Origin of the sequence: Neobacillus vireti (genome assembly GCF_001026695.1) — a bacterium.
GTDB lineage: Bacteria > Bacillota > Bacilli > Bacillales > Cytobacillaceae > Neobacillus > Neobacillus vireti.
Window position 1 is genome coordinate 172,899 of record NZ_LDNB01000014.1, and the last position, 19,101, is coordinate 191,999.

The following is a 19,101-nucleotide window of genomic DNA, read 5'->3' on the forward strand; positions in this document are numbered from 1 at the left end:
GATAAAGTATGAAAAAAGTAGCATTAAAAAGGATTATTTCTAGTATTGTTTCCCTTGCAGTCCTTGCAGCTGTCCCGGTAATCCAAAAACCGTCAGTACTGGCGGCATCGTCCGCATCTACAACATCAGCAAATACTGAATTCTTTAGCTCGTTTGAGAAAAACGATCCACAACTTAATTGGACCAATACTGTGGAAACGGATGCAAATGGAAAGAAAATGAGCTCAGGAATTGATGGGAATGTTAAGCGGGATTTAATCCTTGGCGATATTACCGATAAGGTTGTTCAAGTAACAGCGAGTGCAAACAATCCTCCAAATGAAATCGATTCTAAGTTGATCGACGGGGACCCGACAACAAAATGGTTAGCATTTGAACCAACTGCAAACATCGTCCTTAAGCTGTCAGAACCAGTGGCCGTTGTCAAATATGCCTTAACATCTGCTAATGATGCTAAAGGAAGGGATCCAAAAAACTGGACATTATACGGTTCCTTAGACGGAACTAATTGGACAGCCGTCGATACACGAGAAGGGGAAGATTTTAAAGATCGCTTCCAACGAAATATGTATGATTTAAAAAATACTACAAAGTACTTGTATTACAAATTTGACATTACGAAAAATGCCGGTGACAGTATTACCCAGTTAGCGGAAATTGCTTTATCCGACGGAATTGAAGTTCCACCACCGCCGCCAGGAGATATGAAGTCAGCTATCGGCAAAGGCCCATCTAGCTCCTATACAGCTAAAACAAATGTGGGCTGGACTGGATTAGGCGCCCTTAATTATTCGGGTACACATCTTTTAGACGGAAGAGCGTATTCTTACAACAAGCTTTATGATGCTGACATCCTTGTTACCCCAGAAACAGAGCTTTCTTATTTTATTGCCCCGGAATTTACAGACAAAAATCATAATGACTATTCAAGCACATATGTCTCTGTGGACCTTGCTTTTTCAGATGGAACCTACCTTCATGATCTGAAGGCAGTAGACCAGTATGGTGTAGGACTTAATCCGAAAGACCAAGGTGATTCAAAATACTTATATGTAAACCAATGGAACGTGATAAGAGCCAAGATTGGTTCCGTCGCAGCAGGAAAAACCATAAAGAGGATTCTCGTTGCTTACGATAATCCAAAAGGACCTGGAGCGTTTAGAGGCAGTATTGATGATATCAAAATTACCGGAAAACCGGTTCACAAGACATACGGTTCGCCAATTGACTATGTAAATATTCTTCGCGGGACACAATCGAATGGATCATTTTCTCGTGGGAATAACTTCCCTGCCGTTGCGGTCCCGCATGGATTTAACTTTTGGACACCAACTACTAATGCAGGATCTAGTTGGATTTATCAATATCATGAAAGCAACAATGCCAATAATCTTCCGCAAATCCAAGCTTTCTCTGTCAGCCATGAACCAAGCCCATGGATGGGAGACCGGCAAACATTCCAAGTGATGCCATCTGCTTCGACGGCAGCTACACCAAGTGCAAATCGTACTTCACGTGCATTAGAATTTAACCATGCGAATGAAATTGCTCAGCCTCATTATTACAGTGTGAAATTTGAAAATGGGATTCGTACGGAAATGACTCCAACAGACCATGCGGCAATGTTTAAGTTTACCTTTACAGGTGCCACATCTAACCTCATTTTTGATAATGTTGACAACAATGGCGGCCTGACAATTGATGCAAACACAGGAGAGATTACCGGCTATTCTGATGTGAAAAGCGGCCTATCTACTGGAGCAACGCGCTTGTTCGTCTACGCGGCATTTGATAAGCCTGTCATAAAAAGTGGCAAATTAACAGGTGAAAACAGAAACAATGTCACTGGATATGTCCGATTTGATACGACTAAAGCTGAAGACAAAGTGGTCACCATGAAAATCGCGACATCCTTAATTAGTGTGGAGCAAGCAAAGAAAAACCTTGAACAGGAAATCGGCTTGACTGATACGTTTGATGGACTAAAAGAAAAAGCAAAAACAGAGTGGAATAAAAAGTTGGGGATCATCGAAGTAGAAGGGGCTTCGGAGGATCAGCTCGTGACGCTTTATTCTAATTTATACCGTCTGTTCTTGTATCCGAATTCCGCCTTTGAAAATGTCGGAACCACAACGGCCCCAGTCTATAAATATGCAAGTCCGTATTCGGCGGCAACTGGACAAAATACAGCTACCACAACCGGCGCGAAAATTGTCGACGGAAAAACGTATGTCAATAACGGCTTCTGGGACACGTACAGAACGGCATGGCCGGCCTATTCTTTATTAACGCCAAAGATTGCCGGTGAATTGATTGATGGATTTGTCCAGCAATACAGGGATGGCGGCTGGATTGCACGCTGGTCTTCACCAGGATTCGCCAACTTAATGCCGGGTACGAGTTCGGATGTAGCCTTTGCGGATGCTTATCTGAAAGGGGTTACGAATTTTGATGTTCAGAGCTTTTACCAATCGGCGATTCGAAACGCAGAGGCCGTCAGTCCTAATGCCGGCACTGGCCGAAAAGGATTAACAACCTCGATATTTGATGGATTTACCAATACAGGAACCGGTGAAGGGTTAGCATGGGCGATGGATGGCTATATTAACGACTTCGGGATTGCTAATTTGGCTAAGGCTCTAAATGAAAAGGGCGACAAGAAGGATCCTTACTATGCTAACTATGCGGCTGATTATCAGTACTTCCTAAATCGTGCGCAAAACTATGTGCATATGTTCAATCCATCCATCGGATTTTTTAATGGCAGAACAGCAAATGGGGCATGGAGATCAACTCCGGGTAACTTCAATCCTGCTGCTTGGGGCAACGATTACACAGAAACAAATGCCTGGAATATGGCGTTCCATGTACCGCAAGACGGACAGGGGCTGGCAAATCTCTACGGTGGAAAAGAGGAATTGGCTGCTAAGCTTGATCAATTCTTTAGTACACCAGAAACAGGCTTGTTTCCTGGCTCATATGGCGGGACAATCCATGAAATGAGAGAAGCAAGAGATGTCAGAATGGGGATGTATGGCCATAGCAATCAGCCGTCCCATCATATCGCCTACATGTATGATTACGCTGGACAGCCATGGAAGACACAGGAAAAGGTCCGCGAAGCCCTTGATCGACTTTACATTGGCAGTGAAATCGGCCAAGGCTATTCCGGAGATGAAGATAACGGTGAAATGTCCGCCTGGTATATCTTAAGCGCGATGGGATTCTATCCGCTTAAAATGGGTACACCTGAATATGCGATTGGCGCGCCGTTATTTAAGAAGGCAACCATCCATCTGGAAAATGGAAAATCAATTGTCATTAACGCTCCAAATAATAGCAAAGAAAACAAATATGTTCAGAGTATGAAGATTAATGGAAAGCCATATACCAAAACATCGATATTACATGCAGATATTGCCAATGGTGCGGTAATTGATTTTGAAATGGGCTCTAAGCCATCTAAATGGGGCAGCGGGGATCAGGATCTCCCGCAATCGATTACTCCGGGGTCTACTGATGGGACATCTTTGTCTCCACTGCCATTACGAGATGTAACAGATCGTTTAGTTGCAGCGGATAAAGGAGCTGTTACCGTAAGTGATGAGGGGAATGGACAATTATTATTTGATAACACATCAAACACTCAATTATCTTTGAAGAGTAAAACCCCATCGATTGTGTATCAATTTAAGGAAGGCAAACAAAACGTAAAAATGTATACGCTGACTTCTTCAAAAGCATCACAGAATGAGGATCCAAAATCTTGGGTATTAAAAGGTTCAAATGATGGGAAGAGTTGGAGCGTCCTTGATCAAAGAAAAAATGAAACGTTCCAATGGCGTCAATATACAAGGGCCTTTACGATTCAACATCCAGGGAAGTATTCACAGTATAAGCTCGAAATAACAGAAAATGGCGGAGCAGAGGTTACCACTTTAGCAGAGCTTGAGCTCCTAGGCTATGATGATGTAACCAATAGCTATCAGGCCGTGAATGAACTAATGGAACAATTTAAACAGTCCAAAGACTTAACAGGTCCAATGGCTGTACAATTGACCAACAGTTTAACCACATCGCTTGATCATTTCAAAAAGGAGCATAAGGATCAGGCAATTAAGCATCTGGAAGATTTCTTGAAGCACCTTAATAATAAAGGTTTACAGGACCGAATTTCTCCAAAGGCAAAAGCGGCCCTATCTGCCGATGCGAATCAACTGATTGTATTACTATCAAGAGATTAAGTGATTAGATTTTGAAAAAATAAAATCGCAGTACCTGACCATGAATGTCGTAGGGGGTCATCTACTCCTATGGCATTCTGGTTTTAAAAATCTCTAAGGTTTGCGGTCATAGAAGTTTGAAAGATAAAATGCTAGGTAAAAACGCTGGGATAATTGGTGCCGGATAGTTTGTCATATGATTTTTTAAATAAAATTAATTCATGTACATAATCTGTTAGGCGGGGTATTTTGTATGAAAGAATATGTAGAGCAAAACCTTACGAAAAAGATGAATTCAATAAAAGTCCTTGATTTTATTCGGAAAAAGGGCCGGATTACGAAAGCTGAACTAGCTGATGAGACAAAATTAACGTTTGCGGCGATTTCAAATATTATCAATGGGTTAATCAAGAACGGCATGATTAAGGAATGCGGCGAGGGACTGTCAAGCGGCGGCAGAAAGCCGATTCTATATGAATTGAATTCGGAAGCCTTGTATGTAATGGGAATCGATATTACCGTTGATGAAAAGGTTAGGTTTGGTTTATTTACCTTTAATACCGTACTGGTTAGTGAATTATGCCTGGATTCTCCGGTCATAAAAGGGCCAGATGAATACATCGAGATTATCAAAAAAGGAATAATGGAGCTAATTGAGCAGGAAGGTATTGACTATCAAAAAATTGTCGGGATTGGGGTTTCAATCCCGGGGCCGATTAACTCGATAACCGGTGAGGTCGTCTCACCACCCAATTTACCCCTATGGAGACAAGTTCCCTTAAAGAAAATTTTAGAAAAAGAATTTCAGATCCCCATCAAAATTGAAAAAGACGCCAATCTATCGGCACTGGGCGAAAAGTGGTTTGGGGCAGGGAGAGAGGCTGAAAACCTAGTCTACCTGTTTGTCGGTGAAGGGATTGGCAGCGGCGTGATCTTAAATGGAACGCTGATTACTAATAAAGGGTTTGGGATTGGTGAAATCGGCCACTGTACCATCGATAGCTTTGGGCCTCGCTGTAATTGCGGAAATTACGGGTGCTTGGAATTAAAAGCCTCTGGCCTTGCCATCGTGAAGAAGGTGAAGGAAGGATTACAACTAGGTAATAAAACAAGTTATCATTATCCCGCTATTGAACAAATTTCGTTTTCTCACATATTAGAAGCAATAGAAGTGAAAGATCGGTTTACCATCGAAGTGGTCGAAGAAGCAGCGAACTATCTTGGGATTGGCCTAACAAATGTGATCAATTATTTTAATCCAGACCTGATTATTATTGGCGGGAAACTTCCCGAGAAATATGAAAAAATGATCGAACTATCAGCCAACATTGCTAGAAGTCGCGCCATCGAAGTATTTCAAAAAGACCTAACCATCATCCCAGGCAGCCTAAAAGAAAAATCAACCATAATGGGCGCAGCCGCTTTAATATTAGAGGATATTTTTAGAAACTAGGGACGAGGAGACTCGCCCCAATTTTTGTGCCCATCCAGGCGATCTTTTCCTTTACAATACTGTTTCTACTTCAGATTCATGGACTAATTCTATGTTAAATTTATTGCCATTCTCCCTAATTTCCCAATACCCGGAGGTGTACTTATAAATAACTGTATAAAGCTTCCCATTGTAATGCACTTCTTCTAATTCCAAAACAATCACCCTATCTATAAAAAATGAGTGATACCATGTATATTCCGTATTAACGTGTTTATTCCAAATACTAGTTTTCTTCCCATAAGTATTTCAGTTGACGAATATTCTTGTGTAATATATTATTAATTCGAGATATTCACATCAAAGATAAACAAAAGGAGATTTTAATATAATGAACATCTTAGTAGTAAAAGCAAATAACCGTCCAGCTTCAGAAGCTGTATCAAGTAAAATGTATGAAACTTTCATGGAGAACTTAGAAGGTGTGAACGTAACAACTTACGATGTGTTTGCGGAAGACATGCCTTACTTTGGTCAAGATTTATTCAATGCTTTTGGTAAAATGCAATCAGGTGAAGAGTTGAATGACGTTGAACAACGGATTTTAGCAGCTAAACAAAAAGCAATGGACGCTTTAACAGCAGCAGATGTGGTTGTTTTTGCATTCCCATTATGGAACTTAACAATCCCTGCTAAATTACAAACGTTCATCGACTATGTATATGCTGCAGGTTTTACCTTTAAATATGACGAAAATGGCCAAATGGTCAGCCTAATGACTGATAAAAAAGCCGTTATTTTAAGTGCACGCGGTGGTATTTACTCTACACCAGAGGCAGCACCAATGGAAATGGCTGCAACCTACATTAAAAATGTTGTTGGCGGCGTATTCGGGATGGAAATCGTTGATGAAGTTATTATCGAAGGTCATGCTGCAGCGCCAGCACAAGCTGAAACCATCATTGCAGATGGTTTAGCAAAAGTAGCAGAAGTTGCAAAAAGCTTTTCCGCAGTTGCAGTTTAAGTAAGAGTCATAAAAAGGGGCCAGTCCTCCGCTGCTTTTAAGCAGAGGGGAACTGGTCCCTTTTTTCGCTTGGTCCAAAATTTTGTCGAAGACCAATCGACAAAAAAATGATTAAGTTTAGCGGTAATATTCAAAAATTTCCGAATTGATGTTTACCAAATTGCAAATAAAGGTATATGTCTATATACCTGTTAATTGTTTTTCAATTCAAAAGGGTCGTAATTTGGTGGCAAAAGACAATTCGACAGGCCGCATACATAATAAAAAAACAACAGGAAGGAGGATTGGCGTGATTCGTTTTGATTCTGTTAACAAATATTTCGGGAACTTTCATGTTCTCAAAAATATTAATCTAGAAATTAATAAAGGGGAGGTAGTCGTTGTCATCGGACCTTCTGGATCAGGGAAAAGCACGCTGCTTCGCTGTATTAACCGGCTCGAAACAATCACGGACGGAGAATTAACCGTTAACGATTTGAAAGTGAATGATAAAAAGACGGATATCAATCAGTTAAGGCGAAATATTGGAATGGTATTTCAGCATTTTCACTTATATCCACATAAGACCGTTCTTGAAAACATTACGACGGCACCCATAAAGGTATTAAAACAATCGAAAGAGGAAGCGGAGAAAGTAGCCAGATCCTATCTTGAAAAAGTAGGAATACCAGAAAAGGCAAACTCCTATCCAGCTCAGTTGTCAGGGGGCCAGCAGCAAAGAGTTGCGATTGCAAGAGGTCTTGCGATGAAACCGGAAATCATCCTGTTTGATGAGCCTACTTCTGCTCTAGATCCGGAAATGATTGGTGAAGTGCTGGATGTTATGAAAGCATTGGCGAAAGAAGGGATGACGATGGTTGTCGTTACCCATGAAATGGGATTTGCGAGAGAAGTTGCTGATCGCATCATATTCATGGATCAAGGGCAAATTCTTGAACAGGGAAAACCGGCTGATTTTTACGCGAATCCAAAAGAAGAAAGAGCGCGCCTATTTCTCAGCCGTATCTTAAATCATTAAAAACTAGGGGGATTACTATGTTTAAGAGTAAAACTAGTAAGATTGCGGGAGTTCTCTTATTATCGGCTTCCATGCTGCTTTCAGCGTGTGGCAAAGGGGGAGATAAAGAAACGTCAGGTTCAGCAAAAAATGCTTTGGAGCAAATTAAATCAAAAGACAAAATTGTCATCGGTGTAAAGTATGATACAAGATTATTTGGACTTAAAAACCCATCTACCGGTGAAGTAGAAGGTTTTGATATTGATATTTCAAAAGAGCTGGCAAAGGACCTTGTTGGGGACGCGAAAAAGGTTGAGTTTAAAGAGGTTACATCCAAAACCCGTATCCCAATGTTAAACAATGGCGATATTGATGCAATCGTCGCAACGATGACGATTTCAGAAGAACGTAAAAAAGAAGCTGATTTCTCAGATGTTTACTTTGATGCCGGACAATCACTGCTTGTCAAAAAGGGAAGCCCAATCAAAGGACTTGAAGATTTGAAAAAGGGTACGAAGGTTCTTGCGGTTAAAGGCTCAACATCGGCGATAAATATCAGTCAAAAAGCTCCAGACACTACTGTATTAGAATTTGAAAACTATACCGAAGCCTTTACAGCATTGAAAGCTGGCAAGGGCGATGCCTTAACGACAGATGATTCCATTCTTTATGGAATGGTTGACCAAGATTCAAACTATGAGCTCGTCGGTGGTACTTTTACAGATGAACCTTACGGAATTGCGGTTAAAAAAGGAAATGAAGAATTAGTCGACGCGATTAATAGCGCTTTGAAAAAGATGAAAGAGAACGGAAAGTACGATGAAATTCACAAAAAATGGATTAGATCCAACTAACAGCTACTGATATCGGGATGAGCAGACCATGCTCATTCCTTGCCACTTCTTAAAAAAAGGAGGGAGATCTTTTTGCTTGATTTTTCAATACTGCTCAATAACTTGGATACATATTTAGAAGGATTTAAAAATACCGTGCTGGCTAGTATCATTGCCTTGCTTGGAAGCTTTATTATTGGCGTGATAGTAGCAGTTATGAGAATCGCGCCTATTAAACCTTTAAATTGGATTGGCAGCGCATATGTTGAGTTTATCAGAAATATTCCTCTTCTCGTCATAGCCTTCTTCTTTTATTACGGTCTTCCTGCAATCGGTGTTACGTTACCCGCATTTGTGGCAGGTACGATCGCCCTTGCCATTTATACGGCTTCATTTATTGCGGAAGCGATTCGTGCTGGAATACAATCTGTACCGAAAGGGCAAATGGAGGCAGCAAGATCATCAGGTCTCACTTATTTGCAGACGATGAGGACCATTATTTTGCCGCAAGCTATTAAAATAGTCATTCCACCAATTGGCAACCAGTTTATTAATCTTGTAAAAAACTCAGCTATTTTGGGAATGATCGCTGGTTTAGATTTAATGTACTTCGGTGACCTTGTTTCCTCCCGTACCTTCGTTACATTTCCTGTATATATTTTTGTAGCGATGTTTTATCTTGTTCTAACAATACCATTAAGTCTAGGCGTTGGTTATTTGGAAAGACGCTTGGCTAGAAGCAATTAAGGAGGGGGAATTATGGATATTGCAGGAGCTCTCTCATTCGATCATTTAAAATTCCTCGCTGCTGGGTTTAAGGTGACGCTTTATATTGCCTTTATTTCTATTATATTAAGCTTTATTATTGGAGTCGTATTTGGGACGTTACGTTATGCGAAAATTCCGTTCCTATCGAAGGTCGTGGCAGTGATTGTTGAAACGATTCGGAATCTGCCGCTGTTGCTCATCATTTTCTTTACCTATTTTGCCCTGCCAGAAGTGGGACTAAAGCTAAGCCCCTCGACTGCGGCGATAGCGGCATTGACTGTGTTTGAATCGGCGATGCTCGCTGAGATTGTAAGAAGCGGCTTGAATTCCATCGATAAAGGACAAAAAGAAGCAGCCCGTTCTTCAGGGTTAACGTATATCCAAACATTATGGACGGTTGTCATGCCACAAGCACTTCGGCGAATGGTACCTCCGATTGTCAGCCAATTTATCTCGTTATTGAAGGACACTTCATTGTGCGTAGTGATTGCTTTACCGGAATTCATGCACAATGCCCAAATCATCTATGCCCAAAACATAAATTACATTTTTCCAATCTTTGCTGTCGTTGTATTCATGTACTTTATCGTCAACTATTGTTTATCATTAATCGCACGCAGGCTAGAAAACAGGCAAGCATAGGAAGCAAGGGGACGGTTCTCCTGCTTCTTTTTTCTTCAATTAAGAACCGTCCCCATGCTTCTACCTTTTCCAAAACTTACCTATGGAATAGTAGCTAAATTTGAAAACCCTTTCTTGATTTTTATAAATAAATATTCTATACTAACACATGAAAATAATTTTCATTTTGGAGGTTAGTTTGATGAATAGTTTCTTCGAGAAAGCGCAACAATTTGGTAAGTCATTCATGCTTCCAATCGCAGTGCTTCCGGCAGCGGGTTTGTTGCTCGGAATCGGTGGAGCATTGTCCAACCCAAACACGGTTAAAGCCTATCCGTTTTTAGATATTTCTTGGTTGCAAAATATATTTACCATTATGTCTAGCGCCGGCTCGGTGGTGTTTGCCAACCTGGCATTGCTGTTTGCCATTGGTATTTCTGTTGGACTGGCGAAAACAGATAAAGGAACAGCAGGTCTTGCAGGTGTGTTAGCATTCCTCGTGATGAATGCAACGATATCATCTTTGTTAACGATTACAGGCAAAATGAATGTAGAAAACCCTGCAGCGGTTGGCCAAGGAATGACGCTTGGCATTCAGACACTTGAAACAGGTGTTTTCGGTGGTGTGGTTGTCGGGATCTTGACATCATGGCTGCATAATCGCTATAACAAAAAGCAGCTTCCACAGTTCCTTGGCTTTTTCAGCGGTTCGCGCTTTGTGCCGATTATTGCTTCGTTCGCGGCCATCTTTCTAGGTGTAGCAGTTTTCTTTGTTTGGCCATTTATTCAAAAGGGAATTTTTCAAATGGGCGGCCTTGTTGAGGCAACAGGTTACATTGGCACGTTCATTTATGGATTTGTTCTGCGGATGCTTGGACCATTCGGTCTGCACCATATTTTCTATATGCCATTTTGGACAACCAGCCTTGGCGGCGCGTTAACAGTCGACGGCAAGCTTGTCGAAGGAACACAGCGGATCTTCTTCGCCCAGCTGGCGGATCCTGAGACACATAAGTTCTATATTGGTACTGCACGGTTCATGTCCGGGCGTTTTATTACGATGATGTTTGGTTTAGTTGGTGCCTGCTTGGCGATGTACCATACGGCAAAACCGGAAAACAAAAAGAAAGTTGCCGGCTTACTCGCTTCAGCCGCACTTACTTCTTTCCTAACAGGAATCACAGAACCAATTGAATTTTCATTCTTGTTTATTGCTCCCGCACTTTATGTTTTGCATGCGTTCTTGGATGGTATGGCATTTATGCTCGCTCATATTTTCCAAATTACAATTGGGCAAACTTTCTCAGGCGGATTTATTGATTTCATTTTATTCGGTGTTTTACAAGGCACGGCAAAAACAAACTGGCTCATGGTTCCGGTCATTGGTATTCCATGGTTCTTCGTCTACTATTTCTCATTCAAGTTCATGATTAAGAAATTTAATTTCAAAACACCAGGACGAGAAGAAGCAGGCGAAACAGTTGTGAATGTCACAACTAAAAGTGAACGGGCTCAAGCAATTGTCGAAGGACTTGGCGGAAAAGAAAATCTGCAAAATGTTGACTGCTGTGCGACTCGTTTGCGTGTGACAGTTACTGATGCGGGACGTGTCAGTGATGATATTTTGAAAAAGACAGGTGCACGAGGTGTCGTGAAAAAAGGAAACGGCGTTCAGGTCATTTATGGACCAGAAGTCACCATTATTAAAAATGAAGTTGAAGAATTGGTGGGTGAATAATATGCTAGAAAACATTAAACGAGGTCTCGTTGTTTCCTGCCAGGCGTTGGAACAGGAACCCCTTCATAGCTCAATAATCATGTCAAAAATGGCGCTTGCGGCTAAAGAAGGTGGTGCCGTTGGAATCCGAGCGAATTCAAAAGCAGATATACTGGCAATAAAAGAAGAGGTTTCCCTTCCAGTGATTGGCATCGTGAAACGGGATTATGACGATAGTGAAGTCTTCATTACCGCTACGAAGAAGGAAATCGAGGAATTGATTGAAAGCGGCTGTGAAATGATTGCCTTGGACGCAACGATGAGAAACAGACCAAATGGTTTATCACTTGAAGAACTTGTTTCTTTTGCCCGTGAAAAAAATCCAGCGGTCCAGTTAATGGCGGATATCTCATCGATTGAGGAAGCTGTCAATGCGGAAAAGTTGGGATTTGATTGCGTAGGTACAACCCTTTATGGTTATACAAAAGAAACAAATGGGAGTAAACTATATGAGAATGATTTTGCTTTTTTAAAAAATGTTCTTAAAGAAGTGAACATTCCTGTCATAGCGGAAGGAAATATTATGAGCCCTGAAATGTTGAAAAGAGCGTTTGAACTCGGGGTGTATTCCGTTGTTGTCGGCGGTGCAATTACACGTCCGCAGCAAATTACGGCCCGCTTTGCGGCTCAAATTCCAAAGTAAAAAGGGTGTTATTGATGTCTTCGGTGTTGAATGAGATCCAGAGTATTTACTCATCCTTATCTGATAAAGAAAGAAATATTGCTAACTATATTCTGGCCAATCCGGAAGAGGTCTCCCGCAGCCATATCCAGGAGCTGGCAGATGCTGCAAGTGTCTCCATCAGCACGATCACTCGTTTTGCCAAAAAGGTCTCTTGCCGAAATTTTGTTGAAATGAAGGTGAAGCTGGCCGGTGGTTCTGAAGCTAAGGAAGCGGAAGGAATTGAACAGACATTGTTCGCTTCTTATCGTGATATGCTGGCAGATGTCCAGTCGTTAATGGATCCAGAGCCTTTTTCCAGGGTGTTGAATTATCTGAAAGAAGCCAAGCGAATTTTCATTTATGGCTTAGGAAGTTCAGGTTTGGCGGCACAAGAGTTGAATTATCGGCTGAGCCGGATGGGCTTTATTTCGGAAGCAGTCACAGACCCGCATTTGATGATTATTCGCAGCACGTTGCTGCAAGAGGGAGATTTGATTTTAGCCTTTTCACGGTCAGGTCAAACGCCCGATTTGCTGCAATCCGTTGGAATGGGCAAGGACAAAGGAGCAAAGCTGATTGCCTTTACCGCCTTTGGGCAAACCCCGCTGACAGAATTATCGGATGAGGTCTTGTGGACGGTGCATCCACTAAGAAACAACTTTTTGTTAACGGGACTGGATATGAGCACCCTATACCTGATTGATAGAATCAGTTTGCACTTCCTTTCAGAAAAAGATCGAGAAGCGATGTATCTCCAAACAGTCGAAGCGATAAGAAATAGAGGAAAATCGGAATAATGGTGCCTGACACCAGTATGTGACAATTTTTTGAGTTAGCAATTTCAAATTACTGAATAGGCAGGATACCGTTTGAAGCAGCGGTATCCCTTTTCTACAAGGAATCCTCCAAGTTAACAATACAATCCAAAAGGAGATTAGCATGATGTTTAAAAAGTTATTTGGTTTAACTTCAACGAAAAAACAAGAAACTATTTTAGCTCCTGTAACAGGACGGCTCGTCCCGATTGAAGAAGTGCCAGATCCAACGTTTGCGGAAAAAATGTTAGGGGATGGGATTGCCATTGTACCGTCAGAAGGGATGGTCGTTGCGCCTGTTGATGGTGAAGTTATCTCCATTTTTCCAACTAAGCACGCCATCGGACTTAAAACAAAGCAGGGGCTGGAAATCCTCATTCATATTGGACTTGATACGGTGAATATGCAAGGCGAAGGATTTGAAGCATTTGTTGAGATTGGTGACAAAGTAGCAGCCGGAACAAAGCTCATCAGCTTCTCCATTGAGTTAATCAAAGAAAAGGCAACCAATATCATTACCCCAGTAGTGATAACCAATTCTGAGATTTTGAAGGAACTGCACCACGGAGACATCTCTGAAGTAATAAGCGGAAAAACAGAAATCATGAACATGGAACTCAAATAAATTTTAAGGGTGTCAGGCACCATGTGAAATTTTCACATGGTGCCTGACACCCTTTGTACTATATTCATAGTGAATTTAGGCGTTCAATGCTAATTGGATCATTAGTTCGATTCCCGCTGGGATGGCGGCTTCGTCGATGTCGAATTTGGGATGGTGGTGCGGGTATTGGCTTTTCTCGCTTTGCATGCCAACATTGATGAAAGCTCCGGTTTTTTCCTTTAAATAATAGGAGAAATCCTCAGCGCCCATTACTGGATCCTTTTCCAGAAAGACATCTTCGCCAAAGGATTTTACAATGATGTCTTTGGCCACTGCACATGCCTCCGGGTGATTGTATAATGGCGGTGTTCCTTCGATAAAGTGGTAGTGGCCTTTTGCGCCGAAGCTTGCGCATAGCGATTCCGTTAATTGAGCCGTTTTTTTGTGCATCAACTCTGCTCCATCAAACGACATGGCCCGAATCGTGCCTTGCAGTGTAACTTTTTCGGGAATGACATTATAGGAATTGCCTGCCTGCATCCCGCCAAACGAAATCACGCCTGCATGCAGCGGGTTCAAACTTCTGCTGACAACAGATTGAAACGCCTGAATAAGGTGGGTGGCGATGTAGATTGGGTCCACTGTTTGATGTGGATAGCCGCCGTGACCGCCTGTTCCTTCGATCGTAATGTCAAAATCATCGCTCGAGGCCATGGCATATCCGGTGGCAAAGCCAATTTTTCCAAGAGGCATACCGGAAAGATAGTGAATGCCATAGATGGCATCGACTCCATCCAATACCCCCTCTTTAACAAGCTGTTGGGCTCCGCTTGGCGAGGCTTCCTCAGAGCTTTGAAAAATCAAGACAATGTTGTTTTTTACGAGATGAGGATTTTCACTCATCCATTTGGCAGCCGCAAGCAGGGTTGCGGTATGTCCATCATGGCCGCAGCCGTGCATAACGCCGGGTACGGTTGAAATATACGGCTTGTTGTCGCCTTCTTCATGAAGCGGAAGGGCATCCATATCGGCTCTAAGCGCAATGGTTTTGTTTCCTTCCGATCCTTTAAAAAAGGCAACCACATTTGGTGCTGAAAACCGTGAATCTATCGGAATACCAAATCCAGTTAACTTCTCTTTAACATAAGCAGCTGTCTTAAATTCTTGTCCTGATAGCTCAGGGTGCATATGAAAATGCCGGCGCTGCTGAATGGTCCAAGCGACGAGGTCTGAATCTATTAATTTTGTCTGTATCATGATTGACCCTCCAGATGGTTATTTTTCTAAAATGGGTGTGAATTTTTATACATTAATTGTAATTTATATTCAGTGATAATGCAACTAGAAAGCAACTAGTAAGAAGTGTCAGCCGCCAGTTGAACGAATCGATCTGTAAATAGGGCAACGGAATTTTTTGATTAATCACATTTATTGATAGTTCTGTAATTATTGTCATTCATTTGTTTATACTCCAATTTTCGACAAAATGTGATAATATCAAAGATAATACAGGAATCGAAGGGGTAAGAACATGATGTCGTTAAGTGTTAAGTGGGAATCGTTTCAAAGAATGCCTAAAATGATCTTAGGGCTGTGCATAGTATTAACGGTCCTTCCAGGCTTTTTAGCTAGATTGGATATGTTTTATATTGATGATATGGTTTGGTTTTTATTGCTGATTCCTTGCTTTATTTTTTCCTATTATTTAGGATTTGCCGGTGGATTCTTTGCAGCATTGACGGTTAATATCTATCATCTTCTTTGGTTCATTTATGAAAAATATTTGCGGATGGCGGAATTAATCAACCAAGAATTATCACTCCATGTGGGTGTGGCCATCGTTACTTTTTTGTGCGCGATTGGTGTTGGACTATTGTCGGAAAAACTAACCGAAAAACAAATGCAGCTACAAAGTTTGAATCAAAAATTAAAGCATTTAGCCTTGTATGATTCTCTCACAAGTCTCCCAAACCGCCATTATTTCATGGAAAGATTATCTGAAGCTTTACAGGGCGAACAATTTGTTTGCCTGTTGTTTGTTGATTTAGACGGATTTAAAAAAGTGAATGATACCTATGGTCACGAAGAGGGCGATCACATATTAAAAGAAGTAGCTAATCAGTTAAACTTGTGCTGTCATTGTCATGATTCTATGTTTGTAAGCCGCCTTGGGGGCGATGAGTTTGTTGTCATGTTCGTGGGGGCAGGCAAAGAAAGATCAACCGAAATAGCGCAGGAAATCTTGAAGAAGTTACAACTGAAAGTACATGATTTGAGGATTTCGGCCAGCATTGGCATTGCCATATCTAAACATGGCGATACCCCCTCATCCCTATTAAAAAGTGCGGATACCGCCATGTATCATATTAAATCAACGGGAAAAAATGCGGTCGGAGCCTGACACACCTCTCGTTTTTTTCTGACAGAATGGAGGATATCCGGTACTATTCCAATGGAAAAGTACCAGATATCCTTAATCCTAACAAGAATAAATGTTCTAGTATGAATTCTAATACCTTCCTCCAGACTATATAACACTATCATTCTACCTAACAGTATCTTATCCCTTAAAAGCCGTTACTCTGTTATTTGACTCCATTATGATATTATTAGGGCATCAATGATAATAGGAGGCTTTAGTTTGAATTACGATTTACTTAAGGAAGCAATGGAATTTATTCATGCCTGTTATAGGGAACTAAATAAAACTGATCAGGAAGTAGAAAATAGGTTGAATGAAATTGATATACAGATAAGAAACCAAGGTTTTTATGAACACACATCTATCGAACTTGAATATGGGGCAAAAGTGGCTTGGCGTAATAGTAATCGTTGTATTGGAAGATTATTTTGGGATCATTTAAATGTTATTGATAAGAGACACTTAAATACAGAAGAGGCGATTTTTGACGCATTAATCGAGCACATGGAGTTTGCGACGAATAAGGGTCGTATCCGACCTACTATTACTATTTTTTCACAGAAAGCTGCTAATAAAAAGGTACGAATATGGAATCATCAATTGATTCGTTACGCAGGATATCGTACTGAACAAGGCATTTTAGGGGATCCTGACTCCTTAGCTTTTACCGAGGCTTGTATAAATCTTGGATGGGAACCCAAGTTTGGGAAGTTTGATATCCTACCATTAGTCATACAAATAAACGATAATAGCCCAAAAATGTTTGAAATTCCAGATAATGTTCCTCTTGAAGTTCCACTTCGTCATCCAAATTACAAATGGTTTGAAGATTTACAACTGAAATGGTATGCAGTCCCTATTATTTCGGATATGATGCTTGAAATTGGTGGCATTACTTATACTGCAGCTCCATTTAATGGTTGGTATATGGGCACTGAGATAGGTTCACGAAACCTTGCTGATGATTATAGGTATAATCTTCTTCCGAAGATTGGATCTTTAATGGAGTTAGATACGAAAAGTAATATATCGTTATGGAAGGACAGGGCACTGGTAGAAATGAATACAGCAGTCTTACATTCTTTTAAAGAAGATGGGGTTAGTATTGTTGATCATCATACGGCTGCTCAACAGTTTAAAAAATTCGAGGAAAAAGAACTAGAAATGGAAAGGCCGGTTACTGGTAATTGGACTTGGCTCATTCCGCCATTAGCACCTGCGGCAACGCACATTTTTCATAAACGATATAATAATGAAATCATAAAGCCTAACTATTTTCACCAACCAAAACCTTATAAACTTTTTGAGAAAAGCCAACATTAAAGTTGGCTTTTCAGGCTGTCGAAAAACTTTCGATAGCCTTTTATTTTATTCCCTTTCATTAATAATTCACCGCGTTAATTTACTATTTTCAAGTTTTTGCCAAATGGTGCCTGACACCATTTTTAAGTTTTTTCCAAAGTATTTCAACGAATCTCTGGCATCGTTCATGGTCTTTTGTTTGTAGGGCGATTTCAATTTTTAGTGTGACTGCTAAGTTGCTGTGAACGTAGAGCATGTCGCGAAAGGCATCGACTGCACCGCAAAATTGGGGATAAAAGCTATCGCCTGTTCCGACAACACCCGTCACAACATGCTTGATATCCTGGCTTTCAAATGATCGATATAGGATGTGCATTTCTTCAGGGATTTCCCCATCTCCCCATGTATAGGTTCCAATTACGACCGCATCAAATGCAGATAAATCCTGCAGAGGGAAATGTTCAACACGAAACAGATGTACCTCTATGTTTTTCTCCAAGAATAATTCCCTAATGAAATGGACGAGTTCTTCGGTATGCCCCGTTTTTGAGGTATACACGATGGCAAGTTTCATAGTTCATCGAAACCGTTCGATTTCGACACCTTCGCATAGGTCCGTGATTTTTGTTCAAAGAAATCAGATTTGGTTCCGTTCATCATTTCATCGCTGAACACATGAATCCATGGCATCGGATTGGCTTGCTCTTCATACAGATTCGCTAAACCAAGCTGGCGCAGCCGTTTATTTGCCAAGTATTCCGTATACCTATCGTACTCGTCCAAATCAATTCCCGTAATATCTTTAAGGATGAAAGTGGCCCACTCTTTTTCCAGCTCGACAGCTTGTCCAATGGTTTTATAAACATAGTCGATATTTCCCTGATGATTCAATTCTGGATTTTCTGTTAACAGAATCCGAATAAACTGGGCGATGAAATAAGCGTGCTGCATTTCATCCCGCTGGATGTAGCTGATCATTGTGCTCGTCTTGAGCATTTTTTGCTGACGGGCAAGGTGATAGAAAAAGGCAAATCCCGCATAAAAATAAATCCCCTCAAGATTTATCGAATTCACCGCTAATTGAAACAAATTTTGCGGAGTAGGGGCTTCACGAAAGCTTTCATATGCCTGCAAAATCAGCTGGTTTCGTTTTTGCACAATGGGGTCACTTTTCGCTTGATTGAACCGTGCCTTCTGTTCGCTTAACGGGACAAGTGAGCTAAGGATGTAAGAATAAGATTCATTATGGACTGCCTCCTGCTGAGCGATGACGGCAAAAATCGCTTTAAAGCTGGAATCGGTCACATAATCCATCACTTGTGTCATCGTTGGTGTTTGCAGACTATCCAACGAGGCAAGCTGCGTATTAATTCTTAAAAAGACATCTTTCTCGGCCGCACTAAGCATTTCCCATTGTTTAATATCATCCTGCATATTAATTTCCTGCGCCTTCCAAAAATTCCCCAATAATGTTTGATACAAATCGTACATTTGCGGGTAAGCAATATCATTCCAGTTTAGCAGACCGGAAGACTCGCCGTTAATGATCCCGGTTGATTTATTAGGAAACTCCGGGTTCAACAATTTTATTTTTGCTAATGGTGCATGAATATCCATCT

The 19,101-nt window shown here is 41.1% G+C and carries 16 protein-coding genes; 13 read left to right on the forward strand and 3 right to left on the reverse strand.

Annotated features, from left to right (window positions below):
• The first annotated feature begins 8 nt into the window (after positions 1 to 8).
• From AA980_RS18260 to AA980_RS18310, 11 genes are all read left to right on the forward strand, one after another.
• Positions 9 to 4,244 carry a GH92 family glycosyl hydrolase gene (locus tag AA980_RS18260; protein WP_024027012.1) on the forward strand — a complete coding sequence of 1,412 codons (4,236 nt, stop codon included), beginning with the start codon at positions 9 to 11 and terminating at the stop codon, positions 4,242 to 4,244.
• 232 nt (positions 4,245 to 4,476) lie between these two features.
• Complete coding sequence (locus AA980_RS18265) at positions 4,477 to 5,676, forward strand: ROK family transcriptional regulator (protein ID WP_024027011.1); 1,200 nt, start codon at positions 4,477 to 4,479, stop codon at positions 5,674 to 5,676.
• 370 nt (positions 5,677 to 6,046) lie between these two features.
• Positions 6,047 to 6,679, forward strand: a complete 633-nt coding sequence (locus AA980_RS18270) for an FMN-dependent NADH-azoreductase (RefSeq protein WP_024027010.1) — start codon at positions 6,047 to 6,049, stop codon at positions 6,677 to 6,679.
• A 289-nt stretch (positions 6,680 to 6,968) separates the two neighbouring features.
• Entirely contained in the window at positions 6,969 to 7,697 is a 729-nt protein-coding gene (locus tag AA980_RS18275) for an amino acid ABC transporter ATP-binding protein (RefSeq protein ID WP_024027009.1), read from the forward strand.
• A gap of 17 nt (positions 7,698 to 7,714) precedes the next feature.
• The gene (locus AA980_RS18280) at positions 7,715 to 8,530 is read left to right on the forward strand and encodes a transporter substrate-binding domain-containing protein (protein WP_024027008.1); all 816 of its coding nucleotides are present in this window, start codon (positions 7,715 to 7,717) and stop codon (positions 8,528 to 8,530) included.
• Between the two features lie 72 nt (positions 8,531 to 8,602).
• On the forward strand, positions 8,603 to 9,256 hold the full coding sequence (locus AA980_RS18285; RefSeq protein WP_024027007.1) for an amino acid ABC transporter permease: 654 nt from the start codon (positions 8,603 to 8,605) through the stop codon (positions 9,254 to 9,256).
• 12 nt (positions 9,257 to 9,268) lie between these two features.
• Entirely contained in the window at positions 9,269 to 9,919 is a 651-nt protein-coding gene (locus AA980_RS18290; RefSeq protein ID WP_024027006.1) for an amino acid ABC transporter permease, read from the forward strand.
• 181 nt (positions 9,920 to 10,100) lie between these two features.
• Complete coding sequence (gene ptsG, locus AA980_RS18295) at positions 10,101 to 11,636, forward strand: glucose-specific PTS transporter subunit IIBC (protein ID WP_024027005.1); 1,536 nt, start codon at positions 10,101 to 10,103, stop codon at positions 11,634 to 11,636.
• A 1-nt stretch (position 11,637) separates the two neighbouring features.
• A complete protein-coding gene (locus AA980_RS18300; RefSeq protein ID WP_024027004.1) occupies positions 11,638 to 12,318 on the forward strand; it encodes an N-acetylmannosamine-6-phosphate 2-epimerase in 681 nt (226 codons plus the stop codon).
• Positions 12,319 to 12,332: 14 nt separating this feature from the next.
• Positions 12,333 to 13,136 carry a MurR/RpiR family transcriptional regulator gene (locus AA980_RS18305; protein WP_024027003.1) on the forward strand — a complete coding sequence of 268 codons (804 nt, stop codon included), beginning with the start codon at positions 12,333 to 12,335 and terminating at the stop codon, positions 13,134 to 13,136.
• A 145-nt stretch (positions 13,137 to 13,281) separates the two neighbouring features.
• A complete protein-coding gene (locus tag AA980_RS18310) occupies positions 13,282 to 13,779 on the forward strand; it encodes a PTS sugar transporter subunit IIA (protein ID WP_024027002.1) in 498 nt (165 codons plus the stop codon).
• A gap of 75 nt (positions 13,780 to 13,854) precedes the next feature.
• Here the strand turns inward: AA980_RS18310 and AA980_RS18315 are convergent, their stop codons facing one another.
• Positions 13,855 to 15,015 (reverse strand): M20 metallopeptidase family protein, encoded by a 1,161-nt coding sequence (locus tag AA980_RS18315; RefSeq protein WP_024027001.1) that lies wholly within the window; start codon positions 15,013 to 15,015, stop codon positions 13,855 to 13,857.
• A gap of 274 nt (positions 15,016 to 15,289) precedes the next feature.
• On the opposite strand from AA980_RS18315, the gene AA980_RS18320 reads away from it, so the two are divergent.
• Positions 15,290 to 16,159, forward strand: a complete 870-nt coding sequence (locus AA980_RS18320) for a GGDEF domain-containing protein (RefSeq protein ID WP_082195765.1) — start codon at positions 15,290 to 15,292, stop codon at positions 16,157 to 16,159.
• A 219-nt stretch (positions 16,160 to 16,378) separates the two neighbouring features.
• Complete coding sequence (locus AA980_RS18325; protein WP_047771813.1) at positions 16,379 to 17,503, forward strand: nitric oxide synthase oxygenase; 1,125 nt, start codon at positions 16,379 to 16,381, stop codon at positions 17,501 to 17,503.
• Between the two features lie 88 nt (positions 17,504 to 17,591).
• Here the strand turns inward: AA980_RS18325 and AA980_RS18330 are convergent, their stop codons facing one another.
• Positions 17,592 to 18,056, reverse strand: a complete 465-nt coding sequence (locus AA980_RS18330; protein WP_024026998.1) for a flavodoxin domain-containing protein — start codon at positions 18,054 to 18,056, stop codon at positions 17,592 to 17,594.
• A complete protein-coding gene (locus AA980_RS18335; RefSeq protein ID WP_024026997.1) occupies positions 18,053 to 19,099 on the reverse strand; it encodes a ribonucleotide-diphosphate reductase subunit beta in 1,047 nt (348 codons plus the stop codon). The genes AA980_RS18330 and AA980_RS18335 overlap by 4 nt, the downstream gene beginning before the upstream one ends.
• Positions 19,100 to 19,101: the final 2 nt, after the last annotated feature.